Here is a 25,319-nt window from a genome sequence, read left to right as displayed (position 1 = left end):
CGACGCGGCATGTGACACAGGCCGGCGAATCGGACGCCCGAGGGACGCCCTTGGGGGACGAGCCTCGATGATTCACGGTGGTGACGTGAGTGCTTGACCTCGGATCGCGGACCGCGCCACAGTGGGCCGGATTGCCAAGGGGCTGGGCGCACCTTCCAGGGAATTCAGTCGAGCAGCCCGGCCCGGCGCGCGGCGGCGACAGCGGCCGTGCGGCTGTCCACCCCGAGCTTGCCGAAGGCATGGACGAGGTGGGTCTTGACGGTGGCCTCGCTGACCATGAGCTCACGGGCGACCTCCCGGTTGGACCGCCCCTGGGCCACCTGGCGCAGCACCTCCAGCTCTCGGGGCGAGAGCTCTGCGCGGCGCACGCGCATCGTCTCGACGACGCGCTGCTGGAGGTCCGGGCCGAGCACCGACCTGCCCCGCGCGGCGGTCTGGATGGCGGCCACGATGGCGGCCGGGTCGGCGTCCTTGAGCAGGTAGCCGGCTGCGCCGGCCTCCACCGCCCGGACGAGGTCGGCGTCGTGGTCGTAGGTGGTCAGGATGATCAGGGGGGTGGGCAGCGTCCGCGCCACCTCGACCCCGTCTGGACCGTCCCCCAGGCGCAGGTCGCACAGGACGACGTCCGGCCTCAGCTCTGCCGCTAGCTCCACTGCACGGTAGCCGTCGGCGGCCTCGCCGACCACCTCGATCTCGGGCTGCGCTGAGAGCAGGGCGGTCAGCCCGGCCCGGACGACCGGATGGTCGTCCACGACGAGCACCCTCACCGTGTTCATGACGCGGCCGCCCTGGGCAGGAAGGCGCTGATCGCGGTGCCGGCGCCGGGGTCGGACTCGACGTCGAGACCGCCGCCCAGCTCCCGGAGCCGCTCGCGTGAGGCCCGCAGGCCGTAGCCCCCGCGGGCCACGCCGCCGCGGCCGTCCTCCTGCTCGACCCGGGCCGGGTCGAAGCCGACGCCGTCGTCGACGACGTCCAGCCGGACCAGGTCCTCCGCCTCGGCCAGCGTCACCACGACGCGCCTGGCCCGGGCGTGCTGGCGCACGTTGGCCAGCGCCGCTTGGGCGGTCCGCAGCAGCGTGACCTCGAGCACGGGCGGCAACGCGGTCAGGTCACCCTCGACCCGCACCTTCCCATCCACGCCTGTCTCGTCGGTGAATCGGGCGGTGATCCGCTCCAGCGCCTCGGCCAGCCCGGACTGCAGCGGGGCGGGGGCAAGAGCCCCGACGACCCGCCGCGCCTCCTCGAGGTGCTCAGCGGCGCTGGTCTCGATCTGCCCCAGCAGCCGGCGGTGGGCGCCGAGGTCGTCGGTCGCGCGGCCAGCCCGGGCCAGCAGCAGGATCGAGGAGAAGCCCTGGGCGAGGGTGTCGTGGATGTCCCGGGAGAGGCGGGTCCGCTCGGCGATGACACCGGCCGTGCGCTGGGTCTGCGCCAGTTCGGCCTGGAGCTGCTCGGTCTCCTCCTGCGCCGCGACGAGCGAGGCGACCAGCTCCTGGCGCTCGATGCTGTCCCGGACGACCTGCCCCATGCCGCGGGAGAGGGCCAGGGCAAAACCCGCCCCGACGCTGGGGCCGATGACCGAGGCTGCCGTCCACCCGTCCGCGTGCCCGCCGCGCCCGATGACGACACCGAGGACGAGCAGGCTCAGCGCGACGGCCCAGCGCAGCGGCAGTAGGTGACCGGCGAGCAGCCACAGGCTGAAGGCCACCCAGACCATGTCTGCGGAGACCACAACCGTGAGCAGCCAGCAGGCCACCAGCCCGACCAGCCACCAGCCACCCCACCGCCCGGAGCGACCACCAGGTGCACCCCCGTCCACCGACGCGAGCCGGACGGAGGCGAGTCGTGCACCCAGGGCGTACCAGCCGAGCAGGAGCAGGACGGTGAGCAGGAGCGGCAGCGTCGGGGCGCCGGTGGTGAGTGCCCGGACCATCCCGACCACGACGAGGACCGCGAGCAGGACGTGCTGCACGAGCACGAGGCCGCGGATCTTCATGGTCGGGGTGCTCACCCTGATCATCGTGCCAGCGATGGCGGAGTCACCGCGCCAGCGCCGGCCGGGGGTTCGCCTGCGCTGACCGGCCGGCCTCCCCGGGCTCTTGCCGCTGCGGGTGGCTCGGCCACCAGAACCGGTCACCGAGCAGGGTGATGACGGCCGGCACGATGAGGGTCCGCACCAGCAGTGTGTCCCCGACGATGCCGATGCCGACGATCAGGCCGATCTGGCCGAGGGTGACCAGCGGCAGTACGCCGAGGGCGGCGAAGACGCCGGCCAGGACGATCCCGGCGCTGGTGATGACCACGCCCGTCGCGCTGACCCCGAGCACGGTGGCCTCCCGGGTGCCGTGCACCGGCACCTCCGAGCGGACCCGGTGCACGAGGAAGATCGTGTAGTCGATGCCGAGCGCGACCAGGAACAGGAAGGCCAGCAGCGGCACCGGGGTGTCGAGCGCGGGGTGGCCGAGAATCTCCCGGCTGGCCCAGGCACCGGCCCCGATGGCGGCCACGGAGCTGGCCACGTTGATCGCGAGCAGGACCAGCGGGGCCACTAACGATCGCAGCAGCGCGGCGAGCGCGAGGGCGACCACGGCCAGCACGAGCGGTGCGACAACGAGCAGGTCACGCCAGGTCCCGTCCTGGACGTCGACCTCCTCTGCGGGGGCACCGCCGACCAGGGCGTGCGTCCCGGGCACGGCATGCACCGCCTCGCGCAGACCGGTCACCAACTCCCGCTCGGCGTCAGAGCCGGGGGTGGCATCGCCGACCACGGACAGGGTCGCGATCTCGCCGGCACTGGTCCTCCCGGTCGGCCCCGGGTGCACCTGGTCGACTCCGGGGTATGCGGTGACCGTCGCCTCGACCTCCTCGAGGTGGGCAGCGTCCGTGACAACGACGAGCGGGGCGGACGCGCCGGCCGGGAAGTGCGCGGAGATGGTCTCCAGCGCCTCGCCGGACTCCGCCGCGACTCGGAAGCGCTCCGTCTGGTTGAGCCCAACCTCGGTGCCCACCAGGCCGGTGGCCATCACTGCAAGCACGACTGCCCCGGCGGCGAGCACGCGCCACGGGTGCCGGACGACGCCGGCGGCGACTGAGCCCCATACCCCTCGGCGGTGCGGGGCGTCCGTCGAATGCTCGGTCATGGACCCGGCCGGGCGGGGGACGAAGGGCCAGAAAGCGCCGCGGCCGACGACGGCGAGGGCGGGAGGGAGCACGAACAGGGCGAACGCCAGGGCAACCAGCAGACCGGCCGCGGCGGCGACCCCCAGGCCCCGGGTGCCCGGGATCACGGCCAGCACGAGCGTTGCGAGCGCGACGACGACCGACAGGTTGCTGGCCAGGATGGAGGGTAGGGTGGCTCGCCAGGCGACGGCGAGAGCGTCCCGGTGGTCGGTGTGTCGGCGCAGTTCCTCGCGGTACCTGGAGATGAGCAGCAGTGCGTAGTTGGCGCCTGCGCCGAAGACTAGGACGCTGATGATGCCGGTGTCGAAGGACAGCCCCAGCCGCTCCCCCAGCTGGGCAGTGAGCACGGCCGCGACCCGGTCCGCCAGGCCGACGACGGTGATCGAGACGAGCCAGAGCACCGGGGAGCGGTAGGTCAGCAGGAGCAGGAACCCGACCACCCCGATAGTGACGAGCAGGAGGCGCGTATCGGCGCCGTCGAAGGAGGCGGCGAGGTCGGCACCAAGGGCGGGACCGCCGGTGGTCTGGGCGATGAGCCCGTCGGGGAGGTCGACTGTGACCGCGTCGCGGACACCGTCGGTCACGGCCCGCAACGCGGCATTGTCGTCTCCCGCCACCTGCACCGGCACCTGGAGCAGGGCGGCCTCACGGTCGACGCTGGGGATCGGGCCGACGACCTCGACGACGGCTCTGGGCAGGCCGGCACCCAGCTGACCAAGCTCGCCGAACTGCGCGTCGGTCAGCGCCTGCCCGTCTGCGCGCGTCACGACGACCACGAGTTGCTGGACGTCGCTGCCGGGAAGCTCGGTCAGGAGGTCCTCGACCTGGGCGGACTCGGATGCGGGCGGGACGGCGCTGTGGTCGTTGGTGACCTCGGCGCCCTGGAGGCCGCCCACCATGCCGGCGGCGACGATGACGGCGAGTAGCAAGGACATCCATGCGCTGCGGCGTCCGGTGAGCAGCCGGGCGATCATCGGGTCTCGACCAGGCTGTCGGGCTCCTCGACCCGGCCAGCCGGACCGGCCTCAGACCGGGCCTGGGCCGACCGCACGGAACGGCCGACCGCCAGCAGCAGCAGGACGAGGGCGGCGGTGAGCGTCATGTGACCCAGGCCGGAGACGCCGGCGAGGGCGGCGTGGTCGGCCCAGGACACCTCCATGGCCTGCAGGGCGCCCTTGAATGCAAGCATGCCGACGGTGAGCACCAGACCGGCGTTGAACAGGTGCAGACCCCAGCGCATGCGGCGGTCGGCGGTCAGCCCGGGCAGGACGACCGCGAGTGCGAGCAGCACGAACATGAAGACCGTGCCCCAGACGAGGGCGTGGGTGTGGACAAAGGCGAGCTGGGTGCGGCCGGTGAACTCCAGGAGTTTGGTGACCTCCCGGTAGGCCAGGCCCCCGACCAGCCCGACCACGGTCCAGACGACGGCAAATCGGTAGATGAGTCGAAGCATGTCTTCGACGCTACGGTCGCGTGGGCGCCGCCACCGCCCGCGGACCTCAACCCTTTGGTTGATCCTGTCCCGCTCCCGCTGCTGCGGTCAGCCAAACGAGCACCCGGGGGACTGCTGCACGGACAGGTGACAGTGGTTTAGTCACCACCCGCAGCGGCAATACAGGATGGAACCTGCGAGTGGTCGTCTTCATCGGAGAGAGACGTAGACGGGCGGGTAGGGAGGAAGCAGTTTTGAACACGGATTCGATGATGATGGGTTTGATGGGTGGCTTCGGGCTGATCTGGGCCAGCGGACTTCTGTGGGTCTTGACCCGCTGGTCCGCTAGTGAGCAGCTCGGGAGCAACCCTGTGGCCGGCATCCGCACGGCAGCCACCACGGCGTCATCCGAAGCGTGGACTGCTGGCCACCGAGCCGCGCTCCCATGGGCACGTCGAATCGGAGTGTTCGGGATGATCCTGGGCGTCGCGCTCGTGGCCACGGCCTTCCTGCCCGTTGCTGGCGGCTCCAAGTCACAGGTTCCCCACCCGCTATCCGTTGCATTCTTCGCGGTCGGCTATGGCGGGTTGCTGCTGGGCTGCGTGCCGCTCGTCCGCACCGCCAACAAGGCCGCGCGCCAAGCCCAGCCCGAACGGTGACGACTGCAGTGATGGATCTGACCCAATGCGGCAATACAGGGTGCTTTTCAAGCGCACGAATGAGGCCAGTGGGACGCGACAGAGTCCTGTGCCATCCTAAGTTCTCAGCAGGTGGGTTAGGCGCGGCGCCTGGCCCCCGGCGTCCTTGCGTCGGCGGAGGCGGTAGGTCCGCTCGATCCAGGTGGCGATCGCGATCCGTAGTTCCTAACGAGTGGACGGTCCACCATCAAGTCGGTGATTCGTCGCGGAGTGGTTGGGTGCGGCCTTACCCCTAGCCCGGCTCCCAGCCGGAACGCTCCATCAGGCGGCGGCCGAGTTCGTCGATGAACCGGTCACCACCCTCTGCCACCCAACGCTGGTCGAGCTCCCGGTGCATCCTCTCCTGCCGGGGCGACGGGTCCTCGCCACGGCCGAGCTCATCGAAGGCGCGGGTCGCCAACTCCACGAGAGCAGCCAGGTCAGGCCGGTCAAACTGGCGCAACGCGACGCCGACGTCGTCGTAGCGCTCGTGGAAGCCGGCGCCGAGCAGGTCGAAAGTCGCCGGGATCAGTCCTCCGGTGTCCCGGATCGACCGCTGCAGTGCCGCGAGCGCGCCGTAGCCATAGGCCTCGTCGCCCTTGTCCAGCAGGCCGCTCTCGTAGGCGTCGTCGGCCCACTCCTGGAAGTTGATGAAATCGGTGTCGGTGCGTGTGGTCATCGTCGCTCCCTTGCCGTGGGCCCAGCTCCTGACGAACCGCGGCCGGTACCGCACCCTATCGAGGACATCCGGCCGCTCGCCGGTCCAGCATCTGGCGAGAGTCCTAACGACCTCGGCCGGCGCCCGTCAGCGACTCGCCATAGCCGACGAGCCCCGGACAAGCTTCTAGACCGGGCCCCCGAGGGACATCCGTGCCCGAGCGCACCCGCGCTCAAGCTCACGTATGCCAAGCCATGCCAAAGGCGGCATTTCCGTGCGTTTGTCTGGCCTTCCTGCAGCCAGGCCTCACGCCGAGCGCAGCAGCGCGCGGAGGGTTCGTTGGGCCAGCCGGAAGAAGGTCGGGTTGGAGTGCTCGTAGTAGTGCAGGCCACCGATGGCCATCTCGAAGGCCCAGCCACGCCCTCGTTGACGTGCGTCCTCGTCGACGGCCATTGCTTCGTGGAACCGGCTCCGCTGCGGTTCGTCGAAGACAGTCCACGCCGGCTGCAGGTCGGCCGCGGGATCGCCCATCACCGGTTCAGAGACGTCGATCAGGCCGCTGAGCCTGTCGCCGTGAAGGAGGAGGTTCCCGGGCATCGGGTCGCCGTGGATGGGCACGGGGTGCCCCTGGTGCGGAGCGGCGGCCAGTGCGCTCTCCCAGATGTGCGTGGCAGCGCCCTGGTCGACCAGGTGGGCACTTCGCTGGATTGAGGCGCGCACCCACTCGGAATCGGCGAGCGGCCGGCCACCACGACCGTTGTCGCTCCATCTTGGCCGCTCGGCGGGCAACATGCGGATGGTGCGGAGCAGTTGCGCCAGGTCATCGGCGAGGGCCGCCGAGTCGAATGACCCGGGTGCCTCGAGCAGGACGTGGTCGAGCGAGCGGCCTGGCAGCCAGGTCCAGACGGACCACGTCCCCTCGTACCCGGAGAAGGGCCTGCCCACCCCGACCAGCTCGGGAACGCAGACCGGCAGAACGCCGGCCAGAGCGCGCGCGTATCGGCCCTCCCGGCGGATGCGGTCGTGGTGAACTTGGCCGGCATCTGGGACGAGAGGAAGGCGCGCCACGAAGTCGTCACCAACCCGGAACGGTGCGACGACAGTTCCAGCCGATGGCACGGCCCAGACGGGCTGACCGGCCAGATCGGGAAACTGGCTCGCGATAGCTCGAGACAGCTCCGGGATCGGCACCCGAACCTGCCCCTCGTGCATCACGCGGCCAAGGTCCCACAGGAGCGGATACTGCGCCACCGCATTCCCTCGACGGCGTCGCTGGGGAGAGTGTCCGCGGTCCACAGTCAAGATCCGGGGCGCGGCAGATCCGGATGGCCGCAGCGCAGGTATCAGGGGCGAGGGCGTGCATTCGGCGATTGTGGGGCGCTACTCGTCTGCCGAACTTGCTGTGGAGATCACGTCCAGGTCGCGCACGGCATAGCGGTGGTGCTCCCACTCCTCCTCCAGGATGGTGCGCAGGCATGAGAGGACCGTCTCCTCGTAGTCCGGTGCGTGGGGATTCTTCCGAGGCTGCGCGAGGATCTCCGCAGTCGCGGCGGCAAGGAACTCGCGGACCATCCTCTGCCGGTCGCCGCGCGCCTCCATAACCTCCGCGAGTGACGGCGCCTGGACGGAGAAGACGCCGTCGGCGTAAGCGTCGCTGTTGTTGTCCTCGTCGGGCAGGCCTGCCGGGTGGTAAGGCTGCGCTTGCCCGAGAATGGCCTTACCGAGCCAGGTGTCGGTTGCCATGACGAGGTGGCGAAGCGTCTGGGCCAATGACCACTCGCCGTCGATGGAGGCGTCGATGGCGCCGGCCGGCATCGCGCTGGCGCGGTCGAGGGTCGCCACCCAGGTCCGTTCGATTGCGGCCCACGCCGCGCGCAGGCCATCAGGATCTTCGGCCGTGCGCAGCTCTCGGCCCGGGAAGCGCCGGTTCAGCTCGGCGTCGACCAAGGGCACAACGTCGACACCGTTGACGAGGAGCCTGCTGTCGCCCTCCAGGAGCCAGGGAGAGTCGATCTCCATTCCGGCGACATCGCTTCCGCGTACGACAACGTCGCCCAGGTCGCAGCCCACGAACCGAGATCCCCGCAGGCTCCTGCTCTTGAAGATCCTGTCCCGTAGGACCTCCGGTTCGCTGGCGCTCATGTGCCAAATCTGCCACAGGGCGCCTCAGAACATCGCGGCCCGCGGCAGAAGCGGGCGTCCGTGCGGGTCGCTTGCACGATGGGTACTAGAGGACCGATGCCCGCGCAGAGTAGGGACCTCGTTGCCAGCGAGCGTAGAACGCGGAAGGATCCTGGTGACGCTCAAGAAGGAATGCCACCCAGGGGCGTCGCTGTCAGTGCTGCTCGAACCCTGCTCGGGTGTAGAGGGCATGGGCTGCCGGCGAAGTGCCGTCGCCGAAGCGCAGTGAAAGGGTGGCGTCCCCGGCCGCGGCGCAGGCATGGACCGCTTCGTCGAGCAGGGCTTGACCGACGCCCATCCCTTGTACGTCGGGATGGACGAAGAGGTCGATGATGAAGGGCCCATCCAACTCTGGATCCCATATCGACTTTTCGACCACCAGGATCGCCCCCACGGGCCGACCCTGGAGGGTGGCGACCCGGGTGAGGTCATGCCGAAGCGTCCCGAATTCGCCGGCGAAGGTATCGTCCACCTCCTGTTGGGCATCGCTCAAGTTGGAGGCTGCAACACCGGGCGGGTATGCCGCGAGGTAAGCGGTGGCGAGGGGGTCGCGATCAGACGTCTGGATCGCGCGCAACTCGACAGCCTCGATGTTGACGGGGGTAGTTGTGCGCCCGGTTAGGGACAGCGTCATGAGGTCAGAGGGCATAATTGTTCCGTTCGTGTAGATGGAGGTTGATCGGGGCGTCATCAGGAACGGAACATGGGCCCGATAGTAGGCGATCTTACGCCGGCTCGCGCGACCCGCGGCAAAGTCGGACGAGCGTAGCCGTCCTCCACGCGGCAGATGAGTGCGTCGGGATCGCGACTCGCGTCTCGGCGCGTTGGAAGGTGCGTGGTCAGGGTCGCCCCTTGCGCAGGTCGTCCAGCCACGCCGCTCAACCCTCAGCGCCGTTCACCCGGCAGCCCCGCGACCTGCACACGACACAGCACCAGCGGTCACACCGGCTCCGGTCAGGCCCCGGACCAGCGTCAAGACGACCACCGATCGGCAGAAGATTACCGCTTACGTACCTGCGGACACTGCGGCTCAGGCCCGCGCAGCGATCCGGCACGTACCCGTGGCCGTGCACGGGTACCGCAACGTCTCAGAGCTCGTGGCCGACGCCCTGGCCCGTCTGGTCCAGGATCTCCAGGACAAGCACAACGACGGCCAGCCATGGCCGCCGGCCGAGGCCGGCGACGTCCCCCGCGGGCGTCCCGCCAACTGATCCAACCACCGCGAGAGGGACGAGGAGGCGCCCAGGATGCCAGTCTGCGACGGATGCAAAAACAACCCAGGTCACGGGCCGCAGGAGTGTGACGATGCTCAGCACCCTGGGCGCACTTACGACTCGTGTCCGTGCCAGCACCGCGCTCCGGTTGACCAGGAGGAGGCAAACGACTCGTGACCGATGTTCGACTGTCCGTAACCAAACTTCGCTACGGCGAGAGCCCGGAGAGCCCGTTAAAGCCACGTACAACTAGCGGATGAGAGCCAGTTGCTGAAGCCTACGCGTGATGCGGTCCGCGAACTGTGGACAGTTGGACTTGCGGAGGGCTCCAGCGAAATCGTAGTCCGGTGTGCCGACCTTCGTGCGATGTGCGATCTGTGCCTGCAGCACGACCTGAACCAGCGTGGGATCCGCATCGTCGACGAGGAGAAAGAGGTCATCGGGATGGTAGATCTCGTACTGGAACCGATCACTGATGACCTCGTCGAGCTGGAGGAAGCCGGTGTCTGCTGTTACCAGGATGTCAACCTGGCCGTCCGTTGCAGCAGCATGGACATGCCTGTCGAACGGGTCTTTAATGGTGGTTTCCTCTTGGCCGTGCCCGTAGTCATCGATTCTGTCGTCCATAATGTTGACAATCTTGTCGCGAATCTTGGTGACGTCGACGCCGGGGAGGTCAGGGTACATTCGCCGGACCGTATGGATCGTTTCGGCGAGGGTGTCTTCGGTGTAGTGCAGCGAGAACAAGTCCGCGTTCCCGTGCAGGCGGAGCTGAAGCAGCCAGTCCCTAAGTGTCTTGGGAGCAAGCGCGCAAGCATCCACTAGTACCCGGTAAGCCACGGGGCCAACCATAGGCCCCGTGGCTGACCGAGTCAGTCTGTGATGCCGAGCTCGTCCTCAAGGGCAAGCAAATCGGTCATCGCCTGCCGCTGCCGCTGCAGCTTCTCTCGCTTGAAGCGGTGGACGTCCTCACGCCGAAACCGTGTGTGGGTTCCGACCTTGTGGCTCGGGATCTCTCCTGCGTGCGCGTGACGCATCAGTGTGGGGCGCGAGATCCCGATGATCTCCGCTGCCATCGTGGAGGTGAGCACCTCAGGGATCGTTGACACCGTCACGGCGTGCCCTTCGGCCAAGCTCTGGACCACACGCTCAAGGACAGTGCGCAGCTCGTCACCGATCTTGGTGGGCTGGAGGGGTGAGCTGCTCTTAGGGCTCAGGTCGAGGGCAGCCTTCGCCTGGTGGGTCACCTCCGGCTGCGCCACGATCTGGTCGGTGCGCTGGAGCGTTGCAACCATGGAACTCTCCCTTCTGTTGCGCTTGCAAGTGTGCCACCCTACAGATGTAAGTGCAAATCTGATCAGGTCGGGTTCGCTCACCAGGCTGCGGCTCTCACAGCGCGTCAAGGGGACGGCCGGGGGCCGTTTACTCGTGGCGGATCTGCGTCGTGGTTGAAGTGGCGCCGACCAGCCAACTGGCTGCCGCGGCAGCCACGCTAGTCAATCCCAGACCAAGGAGTACCGGCCACAACCCTCCGAGGGCCACCCAGGCAGGGGCCGCACCCGGGATGATCAGCAGGGCGCTCAGCACCCCGAGCAGCAAGGCCAGGGTGGACAACGAGGCGAGTGGGGTCAGAATGGCCAGCAGAGATGCTCGGCGCAGAGTGACCACGCGCGCACCGGCGGCCCACAGGACCGATGTCGTGCGAGCGCGCTCCAGGTGGCCCGAGACAGCGCCGGTGAACACGGAGGCCGCGGCCGTGAGCAGAGTGAGCGCAGCCCCCCAGCTCATCAGTAAATAATAACGTCTCAGTCCACCATCGAAGCCCTGTTGCGAACTCTCCCGTGTGGCCACTTCCGCGGTGGGATCCGCGGCAAGTGCTAGTTCGCTGACTTCCTCCACCACATCGGATGCGTTCACCCTGACGTTGACGAGCGTCGGCCGGAAGGCCGAGGAATCTAAGCCGGAAACTGCTGCGTCCACGATGATCTGCGGTCGGTCGATGGCTGCGGGAGATGTCCGCAAGGTGACCGCACGGTGTTGCGGGAGGACCAGGGAGGAGGGTGCATCGAAGTCTGGGGCGTCGGTGAAAGCCGCTACCTCTCGAGGTTGCAGGCCGGTGATCGCCAGTTCACTCGCGCCGGCCAGCTCTGACTCCGCCAATGACGTCTGGCTGACCGCGTGCCCGCCGGAGCAGGACGAGGGATCCATGCCCGCGGCATCGACGATCGCCTGGCAGTCGCCGATCCACACAGTTAGCGCGGATTTGCCCGTTTGCACCTCCCCGGTCAGCACCGTCGCCACGGCCTCGACACCAGGCAGACCGGTGATTTGGTGTGCGAACTGCTCTACTTTCGCAGGCGGGGCAGCGGGCAGCCGTACCGCGACTACCCCGGTCGACTGCTCGACCACCGGTTGGTCGCGGTACGACGCCTCGACAGCCGTCGGGAAGGCAATCACGAACGTCGCTGCCACGAACACGGCCAGCACAGCGGTCGAGACCATTCTCGCTGCCGCCCGGGGGGCGGCTGTCAAGGACCCGCCCGCGAGCACCACCGATCCTCGCGAGGACTTGAGTAGGGCGGCGCCGATCACGCGGCACACAGCAGGGCCTATCAGCAGCAGGGCCACGGCGCCGGTCACCATCGCCGCTACGACGGCCTGGCTTCTTGACAGCACACCTGACAGGCCCGCTACGACGCCGACGAGCAGGGAGAGCACTCCCAGTGCTGCCCAGCGCCAGGTACCTCCGTCCTCGCGGGCGGTGACCGTTGCCCCCAGCGGGTCTCGGACGGTGCGCCGCGCTGTGCGCACGGCGATGAACGCAACGCTCACCGGAAGGACGAGTACCGTGAGCACGGCCACCGCCCAGGGAGGCCTGAGATCGGAGGCGAAGGGCGCGGGCGGCTCGACGACAAGGGGTGCCAACGCCCCTCGCAGGAGCAGGAGTACGCCGAAACCCAAGAGTGTGCCCACCAGCGCACCAACGGCAGCTTCGATGGCAACCACTCGGGTCAGTAGACGTCGAGATGCTCCTGCGATGACCAACGCGGCTGCCTGGCGTTTTCGAGTCCGGCTCGCAGCCCTGGTGGACACGTAGGCCAGCAGCAGGGGCGGCGCCAGCATCGCCACGCCGGCCAGCGCCAACAGCAGTGCCAGCACGGGATCATCCAGAGTCGAAGCACGCGACACCGCCAGGCTGAGCACCGGAACAGCCACGGGCGAAAGCTGACCGGTCTCTGTGCCACGGACAGCCATCAGGGCGGTGGGGCCCGCCAGCGCCTCGGGCCCGAGCGTCCCGCCACTGCGGCCGTAGCGTCCCAGGTCGTCTTGCTCCCGCAACAAACCCTGCAGCGCGGGCGACAGCACGACCTCACCGGGAGCAGGGAAAGCGTCCACGCCCGGCGGAGGAGGTATGCCCGCACCGTGGACGGCCGTGTTGACGACGACTACGTCCTCCCCTCCTACCCGGTCCCGCACGGAGTGCACGAAGACGTAGTCCAAGTTGTGCTGCGGATCTGCCTGTTGGGTCCAGTCCGCGGCCTGGGTCCAGGCGAGACGGTTCTCTTGCCGGTCCAGGGCCACCGGGATGCTCGCAAGGAAGAGGACGACCAAGGTCGCAAGCGCCACCGTCGACACGAGCATGCCAGCCAGCACCCACTGCCACGGCCCGGACCCCCGCCACAATCGCGTTAACAGCCAGCCAGTCATTTTCGTCCGCCGACCGGAACGAGCCGCCCGTCGAGCAGGTGCACCTGACGGTCCGCAGTGTTGGCAACGCGGTCGTCGTGGGTGACCAGGACGACCGCTGCGCCTCGCGCTCGGGCCGCATCCAACAGCAGACCTAGCACGGCCTGGGAGGCTGTGGAGTCCAGGGCGCCGGTGGGCTCGTCGGCCAGGACCACCGAGGGGTTCAGCACCAGCGCCCTGGCGATAGCTGCTCGCTGTTCTTGTCCTCCCGAAAGCTGGTGCGGATAGTGCCCCGCCACCTCCGCGATACCGAGTTCTTCGATCAGTGCCTGGGCTGCGACTGTGGCCTGGCTCCGATCCCGGCCGCTGAGCAAGAGGGGAAGTCGGATGTTGTCCAGCGTCGTCAACTCGCCGACGAGCTGTCCGAACTGAAAGACCAGCCCGATGTGGCCCAGTCGGAAGGAAGTGCGCTCGTCCGCGCCGAGACCCCAGATGTCGGTGCCGTCAATGGTGACCTCCCCGCCGTCCGGGACCAGCAACCCGGCCAAGACGAGCAGGAGGGTCGACTTGCCCGAACCACTGGCGCCGGTAACGGCAACCACCTCCCCGGGCTCGACTGAGAAGGAGATGCCGGTCAGCACGGGCCGGTGTCGAAAGGCCTTGGACACCCCCCGACAATGGACCCCTGCCGACCGCTGTTGGGAATCATGCAACTCAGACGTCGAACTCACGCAGATAAATGAACGCGTCCGAGCCAGCTCGCCAAGGGAACGTGAAGTAGATGCGCGTTCCCTTCGGACAGGCGCGCGGGCTGTAGTCAGTCGCCGTAGAGACGTTGTAGGTCGCGTACACCTGGGCGCACTGACCGTCGTTGTCGGTGTCCATGACATTGCCGTCGACGCGGATGTCACCGCTCCTCTTACGGCACTCTCGGACCTGTGCCTCGGCTCCCGAGGTCTTGAGGGTGTAAGGCGCCCCACAGTTCCCCGGCGCAGGCGGGGGGGGAACCGCCATCATCTCGTAGGAGGCCGCCTCTTGGGCCGTCGTCTCGACACCGACAGCGGGCACTGGTAGCAGAATGCCATTGACCAAGAGGGCTGCTGCGGCAAGAGTGAAGAAGTGAGGACGTTTCATGAGGGGATCCGTTCTGACGAGGCTAAGAACTAAGGGGGTGCAGCGGTCTCCCGCCAGACACAAGCCGACCCAGGGAGATCCACGACTCTGACCCCATCGGACTCCTGTGAGCACAGAGTGTCCACCCCCGCGCGCTCAAGTGCAACCACTTCTATAACTACTCGGGTGAACTTCTGGTCAAGGATTGGCAAAGAGGGTGACCGAGAACCCGATGCGTGCCGAGGGCGGCACCCCACTCACGCCACGACCGCGTCCCCCCGGGCTTGCACTACACACGACCGCAACCCGCAGGGCCGATCCGGGTGGACACCGTTCCGACACCGGGGCACGCCTTGACGTGCTGGGTGGCATAGGCCTGGACCAGCGCGAGGCTGGACCGGCACCACCCCGCCGAAATGCTGAGAGTGGAGCCAGGGGTAGGCGACTCAATGACGACCGTTTCCGAGCCAGGCGACGTCGAGGTTCCGCTGTCAATGTCCGAAGTCGCGTGCACGGACGACCTGGGCTTTCGGGATCGTGTGCACAGGACTGTGGTCATCATCCGGCACGCCCGTACTCATGTGCACAGCCCCGGTCCGAGCCGGGCCGGCCGGCCGGCCGGTCGGTCGCGTGGGGGTACCCGCCGGGCCGCCGACGTCCCGTCAGGTCTTCGTGAGCAGCCGCCCGACCCGCGGCAAGAGCGGATGTCGTGTAGAGGTGCTGTCGGCGTCTATCTGGCTAGGCCGAGAAACGCCATAAGGGCTCGCTCGACCTCCACAAGGTTTTCAGGCGCGAGCCGACCGACGCGGGTACCGACGTTCTCGCGGCGCACTGTGGTGATCTTGTCGATCATCACCTGGCTTTCATGTTGAAGGCCGGTGCGGTCGTCGGCGGAGACAGGCACCCGTAGCAGAGGGGCGTCGACCAAGGTGGTCGTCAGCGGCGCCACGGTCACCGATGTGGTGCCGGCGAAGAGGTCGTCTTGCACGATCAGCGCGGGCCTGGGCTTGGACGCGTACACATCCCCGGCGACGGTCCACAGCTCCCCGCGCCTCACTCCTCATCCCAGGAGACGGCAACCGCCTCGACGAACTGCTGGTCGTCGGACTGCTGGTCCGATCTGGCGACCAGCGCCGCCTGACGGCGCGCCTCTTGTACGAATCGCTCACTTCGCACATCGGGCACCCAAATCTGCACCGGCCGCAGGCCGCGTGCGCGCATCCGGCGCCGGTACTCACTGACTCGATGCTTCACCGTCATTCCTACCACGTTACATGTAACGAGCGTTCGGCGGAAGAAAGGTGCACTGAGAGGCACACGTTCTCCGAGCGATCAGCGGCAGGAGCGGATGTCCGCTCCGCCGTCCCAGGCGGCGTCCCAGGGCTCGGCCCCTCCTGTTCGGGGCGTCGACCGAGACATGATGTGACTGGGCCGATGGTCCGATATGGGAAGCCAGTTCGCGTCTCAGGAACCGACATCCCACAACGGGAACCGTTGCTGCAAACGCTCTATGGTGTGGATCCACTTGGGGTCTCGCGGTTGCACCACAATGTTCTGGTTCCCAAAGAGCCCCGCTTCGTTGAAAGCATCAGTCGCGGTTGCGACGTTGTCGAGCCATCTGACAGGGACGAAGTGCTCGATCGCGTCGCCCTCCTCCGGCCCGTTCCAGCTGTAGCTCGTCACCTCGGAGAACCGTCTGCTGATGCCGTCGACGGTGACCTCGAAATGGTCGTAGGAGACTGGCCGCGCGAGGACCCCAGCGACGCCCAGGTAGCCCGTTCCAGGCGCATGCACCCATATCCGGGCACCAACCGGCAACCGATGAAGGCCGCGGCTGTACAGACGACCTGACCCGCTCCTACCACCCGCGCTCACGAAGCCGTAGTCGCGGGCCTCGTCCCACGGGCGACCGCCGTAGGCGATGTACCATTCTCCGTTCCACGCGACCTTGTTGCGGCGGATCTCTTGCTCTGCCTGCTCCTTGTTGCGAACGCGAACTTGGTAGTCCTCCGCTCCCTTGAAGGGGATGACTTGCAGGAAGTCGAGCAGAAGCCGGTCCTCGAGCCTGTGCACCGCGAGCCGGATCGCTGTGATGTCGATCCCCTTGGCGCTGAGCCACATGATCGCTGAGGTGACCTCGAGCGAGAAGTCCTCCGACACCAACGCGATGCGCACGTCGCGGCCAAACTCTTCCTCTGGATCTTCGGCCTCGATATGCTCGACGATTCGCTCACGGGCGATGTCCACCGAAACCGCCTCGCCGGTCTGCGTAAGAAACTGGGCGAAGGCTCGTGCCGCTTGGTCCAGCGTCAGTGTCGACACCATCGCCGCGTACCGGACTGCTTGCAGTTCCATGTGTTCGCCGGTGGCGCCACGCTTGAGCTCGATCACCACGAGGTTGCCTCGGCGGTCAACAGCCAGCAGGTCGATTCGCCGTTTCGAATCGGCCCAGTCTGCGAACTCCTCGGCAATGACAAGCAGGTCCTTCGTGCCATCGATCTCGTGCAGGTGCTGTCGCAGGAACGTCTGTAGGTCACGACGTTCCCACAGGTGCTCAGCAGCCAACGTCGTCTGATCGAGCTTGTTCAGCCCACCGGCCTTCACCTCAAAAATCGGCATGTGCGTCCTCGCTCATCTTGCTAGGGGGCGGTTCAGTCGCCGGCGGGCCCACTAAACGTACCTGCTCGCACTCACCCTCGGCGCCGACTCGGCCCCGAAACGAAGCTGTGTCGACGGCTCGCACGACCTACCCGCGGCAGAGTTCGGATGCCGCTGCTTGCTCGAACAGCGCCTCATAGAGTCCGACGTAATGTCCGCTCGAGCCGGTGAGTCGCCCGCAGCGCAAGTCCCCGAACGCGCGGTGCAGGAGGCCGCTCCTCGGCAACACCCTGCCGTACCCTTGCCTGAAACGAGATTTCCGCCTGCTCGACCGTTTCCTCGCCACGCCACATGTGATCGCTGATGGATCCGCTCATCCGAGCCAGGGCAACCAGGAAATACGCACCCGTCTCCTCGACCACGTCGTCGCGCTCAACGCGTGAAGGAACGGCCATTTGGATTATCTCTAGTAGGAACGCCGTCGCAAGGGCGGATGGCAGAGCTAGCCCTAAATTTGTGGCCCCAGACGCCAAGCTCGTTTCATGCTCGCGTATTACTACGGTCTCATGCCAACCTTCGGACCCGGCATGCACGTGTGCGCTGGTCATTCCGTAGAAGTAGTGCCCCTCTGGCGCGACCAGGCTGCCCATCATCCGCATCGTTACACGGGACTCGCCTGGAAAGAGTGGTGCGGCCCATCCCCACATGCCAGCGAACGACTTGCCGTAGCGCGTCAACAACTCTGCGCGCCTCCGCTCTAGGACATCCAGCACATCCTTTTCGAAGTACTCAGTTGAATCGAGCGCCCCTGTTGCCACTAGGTCGTCAGCTATGGCAGGCGTGAAGACGTCCCGGTGCTCTAAGTACCGCTCAATAAGCTCAGGATGGGACCCTCCTGGACTCCCGTACTCGGCGAGCACCCCGGCGGTCACGAAGAGCTCGTGTAGGAACCTCACCCGCGTCAGAGATCCGTGGGGGAAGCCACCTCGAAGCAGCCACGCGACCTCCGCGTAGGCTGATAGGGCACGCGCAGTCAATCCGCGGATGACGGCGTAATACTCCTCGAACTCCTCTCGTTCGTCTTCCTCGTCTTGGGCATGGACGACGTTCTTGGCCCAATCGGCCGCCTCCAAAGCGGAGAAGTAGAGTAGATCCATACCATCCAGACCACGGCCGTAATCGCGGCATAGCCTGTCTTGAAAGTCATCGCGGTCATCCAGGTTGCGTCGCAGAGCGCGCCCGGCAGCCGCGTCTAACCGCGCGAGGAAACCTACGAGTCGGTCGGGATCGAGCTGCGAATCATCCGGGTGGCCGAAGGTGATCGTTGCGCCTGCCATACGCTCATCCTGACACTGACCTCCGACAGCCTCTCGGTATCGTGTTCGAAGCACCTGGTACGTCTGTCGGCAGGCCGATCCACAGTCGCGATACCGCACCCCACGCTCCGGCTACGCAACGGGCAACGACCGCTCATCGGCGCAAGCGACTCGCGGCAGTAGCGTGCGGCCACGCTCAGTGCGGCAGTAGCGTGCGCCAGCTGGCCGACCAGTCAGACTGGGCCTATGGACCCTCTCGCGGCCTGCGCGGTCACCAAGGACGTACCGGAAGACTCGGTCGTCGTTCGTCGTGGGCTCACCCGCACGATGCTTCGCTGCCTCATCACATGAAGCACAGTGGCTCGCGCCGACCCACCTTGGCGCTTCTGGGCGTCGCCCTGCTCGGGGTGCTTGTGTTGCTCTACGGGCCGGGTTTACTCAGGAGCCTGTCCGCAGAGAACTCCTTTTCGCTGGGGTGGGGTGCAGAGTGCGCGGTGCAGACCGCGGACGGCGAGATCGAGCTCGACCGAGACGAAGCAAAGCTGGCGACGACGGCGGTGGCGCTCCTGGCCCGCGGCATGGAGCCACCGGACACCTCAGGCCTCGACGAAGCGGTGCTGCAGCGGTTGGCCAACGGGCCCCCCGAGGATGCTGCCCCGAGCCTGACCTGCCCAGGCTCAGCCGCCCGCGACCTGGCCGAACAGCAGCTGACTGCCACCGGCCTGACACCCCGCGCTGAGCAGCTGCGCGAAGCGATGACTCAGGTGTTCGGAGACCAAAGCCTGGGCGGATTCGCACCAGGCGGCATCGACCAGGGGCACGGGGCGGAGTCGACCCACTACGACGGCCGTGCCATCGACATCTTCTTCCGCCCCGTCACCGAAGAGAACCGGCGACAGGGATGGCTGCTGGCCCACTGGCTGGTCGCGCACGCCGAGGACCTGGACATCCAGTACGTCATCTTCGATGACCGGTACTGGAGCGCACACAACTCACGAGGTCACTGGCAGGCCTACGACGCACCCGACCCTGACAACGAAATCCTGCGCCACCTCGACCACGTGCACGTGGACGTGCTGCGCGGGACGCGGCTAGGCGGATGATGAACTCGCGGTTCGGGAAGGAGCCGATGACGTTCAGTGCGGTCTACTGCGGAGAGGCGCGAGACGCGGCATTTAGGTTCGGTGGTGTTCCCGTAGGCGGTCTGACCCAAGCGGCCGGGACACCTGGTGATCCCTTGCTTTCAGGGGCCGTCTGCGGGGACGCCCGATGGAAGGGGCGGTGTCCCTGTTCAGGTACTTGGAGCCCGTCTGGGACTCCTACTTAGCAGAATGTCTGGGCTCAGCCGGTCTCTCTTCCCTCGAGCAACCATCACCCGTTCGAGAGGAAAGAGGGTGGTCGCCGTGAGCGTGACCCTGGGGATCGACCTAGCCTGCCGCACCCCCACGTCGCGAGCCTGGCCGATGAGACGGGCCGGTTGGTCTGGTCCGGGCGCACGTTCTGGACCAGAGCGATCGACCTGCAGGCCCTGTGGGAGGACCTGGACTGCGACCCGGCCGAGCTGACCGCGGTCATGGAGCCCACCCGCAACGCGTGGGCGCCCGTCGCGGCGTGGTTCAAGCGGCGCGGCGCCAAGGTGGTGCTGGTGCCCACGACCCAGTCGGCGGACCTGCGCGACTACTACTCCAAGCACACTAAGAACGACCGGCTCGACTCCGCCGTCCTGGCCCGGTTGCCGCTGCTGCACCCCGAAGGGCTGCGCACCCACGTCGGCGAGGGGCCGGGTGACCCGCTGCGGCGGGCGACCAAGCAACGCTCCTCGATCATGAAGCGCCGCTCGGCGATCTTCGCCCGGATCGACGCGCTGCTGGAGCTGCTGGGCCCGGGCTGGTACGAAGAGCTGGGCACCGACTACGGCAACGCCTCCCTGCACCTGCTCGCAAGCTACGGCGACCCCCGCTCGTTGCTGCGCCTGGGCCGGGGCCGGCTGGCGCAGTTCCTGATCCGCCACTCCCACGGCCAGTGGCGCCACGACAAGGCCGACCACCTCCTGGCCGTCGCCCGCGCCTCGGTCGAGCTGTGGGACGGCGACGGGATCGACCTGGGCCAGCTCGGCCAGGACCTGGCGATCGAGGCTGAGCAGGCGCTCATGCTCACCGGCCAGGTCCGCGCCCTCGACACCCGGATCGCCGGCCTCTACGCCGCCCTGGACCCTGCGCAGATCGCCCGCACCGCCCCCGGCGTTGGGCCCGTCCTCGGTGCGGCGATCACCGCCCGCCTGGGCGACCCGCACCGGTTCGCCAGCCTGGCCGCGATCCGCTCCTACTCCGGCCTGGTGCCCAGGGTCTCCCAGTCCGGGCAGGCCGAGCACCACGGCGGCAGCACTAAGGCCGGTGACCCGCTAGTGCGGCAGTCGCTGTGGATGGCCGCCGACATGGCTCGCCGCGCCGACCCCCAGCTGGCCACCACCTACGTGCGGCTGATGAACGCCGGTCACCACCACGACACCGCGATCTGCCACGTCGCCACGACCCTGCTCACCCGCCTCGCCGCGTGCCTGCGCACCGGCACCAACTACGTCATCCGCGACATCGGCGGCACTCCGATCACCGAGGCGCAAGGGCGGGCCATCGTCAAGATCCACCACCAGGTCGACCCCGACATCCGGAAGAAGAACGCCCGCGGCCGCAACCGCGCCCGGCTCAAGCATAGGACGAGCCGGGTGTCATAGGAGTCGCAAAGCGCTCCAACAGCCCGGCCCGCCAACACCCACTCTAGGAGGCCGCAGGTGGCTTGACTTCCCCTTAGGAACTCAAAGTCGGACGTGCGTAGCCCTCCTCCCCTGGCATGGCAGGATGCCACCCGCCTCGCGCGACAAACCCCCTCAACTGCGTTGAAAGCGACTTACTCCCGCGGTGCCGACTTACTGCGCTCTCGGCTGATCAGCCACGTAACCCCCATCAGCAGTAAGTAGAACGTCCCGCCGATGAGGCCGGCACCCCACCAGGGGAGATGCAGTATGAGGGCGGCGATTCCCCCGATTAGGATGGCGAGGAGCAGGGTCGCAGAGTCAACGAGGCTTCCGCGCACGGAACGCTTTTGCCGAACCCACCGCATCTGATCCACGGTTGAATCTTGGCACGGACTCGCGTCAATGCACCGGACGCGGAGATGGCGATCGTTCCTCAGATCGCCCGCCTCAACGCAGGCCTCGCCGTCATGGTGCGAGAATCCCGTGTGGGCCAGGGCCAGGTCCGAATAGACTCGGGCGGCCTGCGACACCAGGCTCCATTCCTCTTGAGGACGGGGCCTCCGGCACAGGCCAACTACTCGACGTGGTCGCTCTATCCATCGAGGTAGAAGTTCCTGTAGCCGTGACAGACGTTGAATGGCCGTCTGTCTTGGCGAGCCGAATGAGCCCGTGGATGGGGTCGGCGTCGGCAGGTTGCAGGCCGAGGTCGAGACACTTCCGGCGGACGTCGTCAAGGGACAACCCCATCCAGCCCTGGGTACCATTCAATAGGTCGGACTTGAGCTGGTTTCTTCGTGCCACTCCAGCCCCGAGTGCGGTCCGCAGGCGAACCGGGTTGGCGTCCTCGATCCACTCTGCGGTCTGTTACGGCACCCATCCCAACACGACAAGTTCTGCGAGTTAGGCTTAACTCGTAGCCTTTGCCTGGTCCCCTTCTTCAGCACCCAGGACCGGCGCCCGCTCGCAGGTCTTCACCACAGCCTTGTTGAGTACGGGAACATCCCTGTCTAGACTAGTGATGTATCCCGTGAAGCAGTATAAAGTGTCAGGATATAATCCGTCGATCGTGTCGGCGAACCAACCATAGGAATGGGGGTTGGCGCGGCCCCAGGAGCCGCAGTATCCTTCTGTAGGCAACGGATCTCCGTCCAGGAACGCGAAGTCATATGAGTCCCGGAGGCCCATAGCTCCCTGAATTTTCAGGTATGGAAGATAGCCTTCAGTTCGATCGTAAAAATGCACAACCGCTTTCTTTCTATCCTGGACAGAATCACTATCCCGCCAGGAAACCGAGAACCTCTGCGAATCATCTATTTGTTCATTGGTTGACTCAGTCTCCTCTTGTGCGCTGGGGCAGTATACGCTAGGCACGAAGGGGGCGGGTCCTTGCATGAGAGTAAGCGGCCCCACCGACATCCCAGACAAGTCAACATTCACCGGTGCTTCTACGTGCACAGGGTGACTGACGGCGGACGCGTCTTCACCCCAGGGGTTTAGTCCCGAATCCCAAAATTGCACCACAAGAGCGGCCACCGCCGTGATACCGACGGCCCCGCCGAAGAGTTTGGCGAAGGAACTCAGTCGCGGTGAACCCGCGGTCTGCGCGCCGTTGCTCTTGTCACCCTCGTGCCCAGTTGGATCATCACATTCGGCCGGATCAGCGTCGTGCTCAGTAGGGCCACTGTATTCGGCCGAGTCACCGTCGTACTCGGTTGGACCGCCGTTACCGTCGCCCAGATCCTCGTGGTTCTCAGTTGGGTCGTCGTCGTCCCCGGCCAGGCCATCGCTGCTGTGGGTCACGGTGCTCATGGTAGGGGAAACGGTCGCGATTTTGGGCCTGATGGAGGTGGGGTCATAGTTTCAGGCCGGCTCCGATGAGGAGCATCCAGAGGCGGTAGTTCTCGATGCTGATCAAGCCGCGCGCGATGCCGCGGTCGAGTTTGACGCGGACGTTGATTGTCATCTGGAGCGGGGCGGCGAGGGCCGGTGGATGTTGCGCGTGGGTGACATGTCGTCGATGGTGTCGTTCACGTGTTGGCTCTTCTCGTGTTAGCTCTCTGCTCGCTGAGAGCCTCGGCGGCCTGTGTCCGCAGAGCGCAACTGTCCGCGGGAGGCGTCGTGACCTCGCTTCCCAGGTTGGCTAGGAGTTCGTCGCGGGAGGCTGGTGACATGATGCGTGAGCGACCCATGGTCCGTCGCAGGCCGGGGCCGCGGTGCAGCAGGCTGTGTCTCGCACTCCACACCGCTTCCGAGCCGTACACCCTCTGATGGCGAAAGAGGGTGCCTCCGTCCCGCCGCGGCTCGCGTCTTCGGGCGCATCGACCACGGTCAGACTAATCGCATTGACGGGGCAATCCCGCCTTCGCAGCGCCGGCGTGCCCGACTACAGATTGACCTCCGCCCACCCGCTGCGGCAGAACAGGATGCTTAGTTCGCCCTCCCGGAGCCAGCGCTCCTTCGTAGCGCCGTCTGATTGACTGCCGAGTCGCGACCGACCCTTGGGCAGTCACCTCGTTGGCCCGGGCCGCCGCCCGTCATGAGCGGTGGATCTACGCTCGGCTGATGCACGATGACGCCGTCACCCCGGATGAGCTCTTTGCGGGTTTCCCCGAGACCCTTGTGATCTACCGCTCGGTCCAGGACGCAGTAGCCACAATTGGCGACGCGACCATCCGGGTCTCCAAGAGCCAGATCGCGTTCCGACGCCGCCGCGGCTTTGCCTACGTCTGGCGTCCGGGGCAGTACATCAACAGCGAAGTGCCTGCCGTGCTCTCCATCGCCTTACCTCACGAATCGCCGTCCGATCGCTTCAAAGAAGTCGTCCACCCCTCCGCGAACATCTGGATGCACCACCTCGAACTCCACGAGGCGACGGAGGTCGACCACCAAGTAGCCGCGTGGCTTGCCGAGGCCTACGCGAGCGCTCACTAACCGCGGCAGAGTCGGATGTTGTTGGCGCCGTCCTCGGCTACCGTTCGCCTCGTGATTGACATCGGTGAGGATCTGGTTGGTGCCTATCTGAGGGAGGTCGTGGGGTGTCCCGTGATCCAGTTCAACGTCCGGACGGGGGTCGCTCAGGGCGAGATCGATGTCGTCGCGCTTCAGTTAAGCGGTGGGCGTGTCACGGAGGTGTGGCTCTGCGAGGTCAGTACGCACACCAGTGGTTTAGGTGGGTATCAAGGGAATGTCGCGGGTAAGTTCCGGACGAAGATTGAGTCGGTGAAGGCCTATGCGGACGCGACCTACCCTGGCGCCACTCGGCACATTGAGGTGTGGTCACCGAAGGTGCGACCCGCGATGCTCCGCAAGTTGGAGGACGTGTGGTCCGAGCATGTTGATGTGGAACTGGTCGCGAACGAGGAGTACGCCGCACGCGTGGGGGCATTGGCGCAGATCGCGCGGAAGACCACTTCTTACAGCGACTCGCCCTCCTTCCGTCTCCTGCAGATCCTGACCCGCCTGCCTGCGAATCCTTTACAGGCCCAAGCGTCGGCCAGGCAGCCCAAAGCGGACCCGCTCGACGTCTGGAACCGGGCAACGAGCGGCACCCCCTATAGCGCCAAGGTCGGCGACGTCGCACTGGCGCGCGTCCTACTGTTCCATGGCTACGCCGAGAACGGCGGCCTTCCCGAAGCCATCCAGGTTGCTACCGAGACCGAATTTGGCCTGAACGAAGCACTAGCGGCCTACCGCTACTTCGACCTCGGCGCAGCAGCCGACCTGATCGAGAGCACCTTTTCCGCTCAACTTGGGGTCTGGGAACGCGAGGACACCGCGGCAGAAACACGGCTCGCACAGTCCAGCAGTCAAGCATACGGCTCCCTTGACGTGGAGGCTCGTCTGACGACAGCGCTGGCGAAGAGGCTCAGCGCCGAGCCGCAAGACTTCGCCTGATCACCGATCCGCCCGGGTAGAAGAGGCCGACACCGGCAAAGTCGGACGTCATTCGCGACACTCGGAGGCGGGCAGGGCGTGTGCGAACGTGTCCACGATCCAGCGGCCTGGGCCATAGTGCGTCGCCGTCACGCTGGCCGGCCACCGAGCCCTGTGAGGGGAGCGAAAGGCGACCATGCCTTCGTCCTCCTCCGTGATTACTGTCCCTAGTTCTAAGGAATCTAACAACACGCTGATGGCTTCGTATTGCGTCGCGGCCTGTAGCCTGACGCCATCCACCATCCCTACCGTGCTCTCTAGTCGACCCCCTGCCGCTGCTTGCTCCTCCAGCAGGTGCCTGCCCTGTTCTACCGCAGTGAGCAAGTCAGGATCTTCTTCAAATTCGCGGATCATCTCCCTCAGGTAACCCAGCGCGGCTTGCTCCGGATCGGGATAGCCAAGGGGCGCTCCCGGTGATCCAGCTTCTGGCAACTCCATTGTTTGGGTGACGCTGCACCCCAGTTCTGCGGGTGCGCCTCCAGTCGCGACGGCAGCTCGTTCAGGAGAGCTGTACCGCTCGGTATCACCACCCTGCGTACCGCAGGCAGCAGTGAGGGTCGCCATGAGAAGGACACCTAAGC

At 66.7% G+C, this 25,319-nt stretch carries 25 protein-coding genes; 6 read left to right on the top strand and 19 right to left on the bottom strand.

Annotated elements, in window-relative coordinates; translation table 11 throughout:
- Window positions 1-164: 164 nt before the first annotated feature.
- From ESZ52_RS07780 to ESZ52_RS07765, 4 genes are read right to left on the bottom strand one after another with little or no spacing between them, the layout of a single operon-like run.
- Window positions 165-776, bottom strand: a complete 612-nt coding sequence (locus ESZ52_RS07780) for a response regulator (RefSeq protein ID WP_131104429.1) — start codon at window positions 774-776, stop codon at window positions 165-167.
- A complete protein-coding gene (locus ESZ52_RS07775) occupies window positions 773-2,017 on the bottom strand; it encodes a sensor histidine kinase (RefSeq protein WP_131104428.1) in 1,245 nt (414 codons plus the stop codon). The genes ESZ52_RS07780 and ESZ52_RS07775 overlap by 4 nt, the downstream gene beginning before the upstream one ends.
- A 19-nt stretch (window positions 2,018-2,036) precedes the next feature.
- Complete coding sequence (locus ESZ52_RS07770) at window positions 2,037-4,151, bottom strand: MMPL family transporter (protein ID WP_131104427.1); 2,115 nt, start codon at window positions 4,149-4,151, stop codon at window positions 2,037-2,039.
- On the bottom strand, window positions 4,148-4,630 hold the full coding sequence (locus tag ESZ52_RS07765; RefSeq protein ID WP_131104426.1) for a DUF2871 family protein: 483 nt from the start codon (window positions 4,628-4,630) through the stop codon (window positions 4,148-4,150). The genes ESZ52_RS07770 and ESZ52_RS07765 overlap by 4 nt, the downstream gene beginning before the upstream one ends.
- Window positions 4,631-4,863: 233 nt before the next feature.
- Here ESZ52_RS07765 and ESZ52_RS07760 point away from each other — a divergent pair, with 233 nt between their 5' ends.
- Window positions 4,864-5,268, top strand: a complete 405-nt coding sequence (locus ESZ52_RS07760) for an SdpI family protein (RefSeq protein WP_131104425.1) — start codon at window positions 4,864-4,866, stop codon at window positions 5,266-5,268.
- Window positions 5,269-5,539: 271 nt separating this feature from the next.
- Here the strand turns inward: ESZ52_RS07760 and ESZ52_RS07755 are convergent, their stop codons facing one another.
- The 4 genes from ESZ52_RS07755 to ESZ52_RS07740 form a co-directional block, all read right to left on the bottom strand.
- Window positions 5,540-5,965, bottom strand: a complete 426-nt coding sequence (locus ESZ52_RS07755) for a hypothetical protein (RefSeq protein ID WP_131104424.1) — start codon at window positions 5,963-5,965, stop codon at window positions 5,540-5,542.
- A 285-nt stretch (window positions 5,966-6,250) separates the two neighbouring features.
- Window positions 6,251-7,195 carry a phosphotransferase gene (locus ESZ52_RS07750; RefSeq protein ID WP_131104423.1) on the bottom strand — a complete coding sequence of 315 codons (945 nt, stop codon included), beginning with the start codon at window positions 7,193-7,195 and terminating at the stop codon, window positions 6,251-6,253.
- Window positions 7,196-7,324: 129 nt separating this feature from the next.
- Complete coding sequence (locus tag ESZ52_RS07745; protein ID WP_131104422.1) at window positions 7,325-8,086, bottom strand: DinB family protein; 762 nt, start codon at window positions 8,084-8,086, stop codon at window positions 7,325-7,327.
- A gap of 193 nt (window positions 8,087-8,279) precedes the next feature.
- Window positions 8,280-8,759 carry a GNAT family N-acetyltransferase gene (locus ESZ52_RS07740; protein WP_238154410.1) on the bottom strand — a complete coding sequence of 160 codons (480 nt, stop codon included), beginning with the start codon at window positions 8,757-8,759 and terminating at the stop codon, window positions 8,280-8,282.
- 427 nt (window positions 8,760-9,186) lie between these two features.
- On the opposite strand from ESZ52_RS07740, the gene ESZ52_RS20085 reads away from it, so the two are divergent.
- Window positions 9,187-9,336: a hypothetical protein gene (locus ESZ52_RS20085; RefSeq protein ID WP_181009889.1), complete on the top strand. Its 150-nt coding sequence runs from the start codon at window positions 9,187-9,189 to the stop codon at window positions 9,334-9,336.
- Window positions 9,337-9,588: 252 nt separating this feature from the next.
- Here ESZ52_RS20085 and ESZ52_RS07735 read toward each other — a convergent pair whose 3' ends face one another.
- The 9 genes from ESZ52_RS07735 to ESZ52_RS07700 form a co-directional block, all read right to left on the bottom strand.
- Window positions 9,589-10,179, bottom strand: coding sequence for a PIN domain-containing protein (locus ESZ52_RS07735; RefSeq protein ID WP_131104420.1), 591 nt, complete (start codon window positions 10,177-10,179; stop codon window positions 9,589-9,591).
- A 32-nt stretch (window positions 10,180-10,211) separates the two neighbouring features.
- Window positions 10,212-10,634 (bottom strand): helix-turn-helix domain-containing protein, encoded by a 423-nt coding sequence (locus ESZ52_RS07730; protein WP_131104419.1) that lies wholly within the window; start codon window positions 10,632-10,634, stop codon window positions 10,212-10,214.
- 127 nt (window positions 10,635-10,761) lie between these two features.
- The gene (locus tag ESZ52_RS07725; protein WP_131104418.1) at window positions 10,762-12,981 is read right to left on the bottom strand and encodes an FtsX-like permease family protein; all 2,220 of its coding nucleotides are present in this window, start codon (window positions 12,979-12,981) and stop codon (window positions 10,762-10,764) included.
- A gap of 62 nt (window positions 12,982-13,043) precedes the next feature.
- The gene (locus tag ESZ52_RS07720; protein WP_238154411.1) at window positions 13,044-13,667 is read right to left on the bottom strand and encodes an ABC transporter ATP-binding protein; all 624 of its coding nucleotides are present in this window, start codon (window positions 13,665-13,667) and stop codon (window positions 13,044-13,046) included.
- A gap of 73 nt (window positions 13,668-13,740) precedes the next feature.
- Window positions 13,741-14,160 (bottom strand): hypothetical protein, encoded by a 420-nt coding sequence (locus ESZ52_RS19675; protein ID WP_238154412.1) that lies wholly within the window; start codon window positions 14,158-14,160, stop codon window positions 13,741-13,743.
- A 709-nt stretch (window positions 14,161-14,869) separates the two neighbouring features.
- Window positions 14,870-15,196 carry a type II toxin-antitoxin system PemK/MazF family toxin gene (locus tag ESZ52_RS07715; RefSeq protein ID WP_131104417.1) on the bottom strand — a complete coding sequence of 109 codons (327 nt, stop codon included), beginning with the start codon at window positions 15,194-15,196 and terminating at the stop codon, window positions 14,870-14,872.
- Window positions 15,193-15,399: an antitoxin MazE-like protein gene (locus tag ESZ52_RS07710; RefSeq protein WP_131104416.1), complete on the bottom strand. Its 207-nt coding sequence runs from the start codon at window positions 15,397-15,399 to the stop codon at window positions 15,193-15,195. Before ESZ52_RS07710 ends, ESZ52_RS07715 begins: the two co-directional genes overlap by 4 nt.
- A gap of 204 nt (window positions 15,400-15,603) precedes the next feature.
- The gene (locus ESZ52_RS07705; RefSeq protein ID WP_131104415.1) at window positions 15,604-16,758 is read right to left on the bottom strand and encodes a PDDEXK family nuclease; all 1,155 of its coding nucleotides are present in this window, start codon (window positions 16,756-16,758) and stop codon (window positions 15,604-15,606) included.
- A gap of 173 nt (window positions 16,759-16,931) precedes the next feature.
- A complete protein-coding gene (locus ESZ52_RS07700; RefSeq protein WP_131104414.1) occupies window positions 16,932-18,074 on the bottom strand; it encodes a DUF5677 domain-containing protein in 1,143 nt (380 codons plus the stop codon).
- Between the two features lie 191 nt (window positions 18,075-18,265).
- Here ESZ52_RS07700 and ESZ52_RS07695 point away from each other — a divergent pair, with 191 nt between their 5' ends.
- Entirely contained in the window at window positions 18,266-19,156 is an 891-nt protein-coding gene (locus ESZ52_RS07695; RefSeq protein WP_238154414.1) for a VldE C-terminal domain-containing protein, read from the top strand.
- A 329-nt stretch (window positions 19,157-19,485) separates the two neighbouring features.
- The gene (locus ESZ52_RS07690; protein ID WP_131104412.1) at window positions 19,486-20,784 is read left to right on the top strand and encodes an IS110 family RNA-guided transposase; all 1,299 of its coding nucleotides are present in this window, start codon (window positions 19,486-19,488) and stop codon (window positions 20,782-20,784) included.
- Window positions 20,785-21,711: 927 nt separating this feature from the next.
- On the opposite strand, the gene ESZ52_RS07685 is transcribed toward ESZ52_RS07690, so the two are convergent.
- The gene (locus ESZ52_RS07685; RefSeq protein ID WP_131104411.1) at window positions 21,712-22,605 is read right to left on the bottom strand and encodes a hypothetical protein; all 894 of its coding nucleotides are present in this window, start codon (window positions 22,603-22,605) and stop codon (window positions 21,712-21,714) included.
- Window positions 22,606-23,367: 762 nt separating this feature from the next.
- On the opposite strand from ESZ52_RS07685, the gene ESZ52_RS07680 reads away from it, so the two are divergent.
- Complete coding sequence (locus ESZ52_RS07680) at window positions 23,368-23,736, top strand: DUF5655 domain-containing protein (protein ID WP_131104410.1); 369 nt, start codon at window positions 23,368-23,370, stop codon at window positions 23,734-23,736.
- Window positions 23,737-23,787: 51 nt separating this feature from the next.
- Window positions 23,788-24,699: a hypothetical protein gene (locus ESZ52_RS07675; protein ID WP_131104409.1), complete on the top strand. Its 912-nt coding sequence runs from the start codon at window positions 23,788-23,790 to the stop codon at window positions 24,697-24,699.
- A 48-nt stretch (window positions 24,700-24,747) separates the two neighbouring features.
- Here the strand turns inward: ESZ52_RS07675 and ESZ52_RS19230 are convergent, their stop codons facing one another.
- Window positions 24,748-25,302, bottom strand: a complete 555-nt coding sequence (locus tag ESZ52_RS19230; RefSeq protein ID WP_132974520.1) for a hypothetical protein — start codon at window positions 25,300-25,302, stop codon at window positions 24,748-24,750.
- Window positions 25,303-25,319 lie beyond the last annotated feature (17 nt).

Source organism: Ornithinimicrobium sufpigmenti (assembly GCF_004322775.1).
Classification (GTDB): domain Bacteria; phylum Actinomycetota; class Actinomycetes; order Actinomycetales; family Dermatophilaceae; genus Ornithinicoccus; species Ornithinicoccus sufpigmenti.
This window is presented reverse-complemented; position numbering and strand designations above follow the sequence as displayed.

Bases quoted from the DNA above. Each gene is read 5' to 3' on its own strand.
- ESZ52_RS07780 (WP_131104429.1), bottom strand. From the start codon at position 776: ATGAACACGGTGAGGGTGCTCGTCGTGGACGACCATCCGGTCGTCCGG.
- ESZ52_RS07775 (WP_131104428.1), bottom strand. From the start codon at position 2,017: ATGATCAGGGTGAGCACCCCGACCATGAAGATCCGCGGCCTCGTGCTC.
- ESZ52_RS07770 (WP_131104427.1), bottom strand. From the start codon at position 4,151: ATGATCGCCCGGCTGCTCACCGGACGCCGCAGCGCATGGATGTCCTTG.
- ESZ52_RS07765 (WP_131104426.1), bottom strand. From the start codon at position 4,630: ATGCTTCGACTCATCTACCGATTTGCCGTCGTCTGGACCGTGGTCGGG.
- ESZ52_RS07755 (WP_131104424.1), bottom strand. From the start codon at position 5,965: ATGACCACACGCACCGACACCGATTTCATCAACTTCCAGGAGTGGGCC.
- ESZ52_RS07745 (WP_131104422.1), bottom strand. From the start codon at position 8,086: ATGAGCGCCAGCGAACCGGAGGTCCTACGGGACAGGATCTTCAAGAGC.
- ESZ52_RS07740 (WP_238154410.1), bottom strand. From the start codon at position 8,759: ATGACGCTGTCCCTAACCGGGCGCACAACTACCCCCGTCAACATCGAG.
- ESZ52_RS07730 (WP_131104419.1), bottom strand. From the start codon at position 10,634: ATGGTTGCAACGCTCCAGCGCACCGACCAGATCGTGGCGCAGCCGGAG.
- ESZ52_RS07725 (WP_131104418.1), bottom strand. From the start codon at position 12,981: ATGCTCGTGTCGACGGTGGCGCTTGCGACCTTGGTCGTCCTCTTCCTT.
- ESZ52_RS19675 (WP_238154412.1), bottom strand. From the start codon at position 14,160: ATGAAACGTCCTCACTTCTTCACTCTTGCCGCAGCAGCCCTCTTGGTC.
- ESZ52_RS07710 (WP_131104416.1), bottom strand. From the start codon at position 15,399: ATGACGGTGAAGCATCGAGTCAGTGAGTACCGGCGCCGGATGCGCGCA.
- ESZ52_RS07705 (WP_131104415.1), bottom strand. From the start codon at position 16,758: ATGCCGATTTTTGAGGTGAAGGCCGGTGGGCTGAACAAGCTCGATCAG.
- ESZ52_RS07700 (WP_131104414.1), bottom strand. From the start codon at position 18,074: ATGGCAGGCGCAACGATCACCTTCGGCCACCCGGATGATTCGCAGCTC.
- ESZ52_RS07680 (WP_131104410.1), top strand. From the start codon at position 23,368: ATGCACGATGACGCCGTCACCCCGGATGAGCTCTTTGCGGGTTTCCCC.
- ESZ52_RS19230 (WP_132974520.1), bottom strand. From the start codon at position 25,302: ATGGCGACCCTCACTGCTGCCTGCGGTACGCAGGGTGGTGATACCGAG.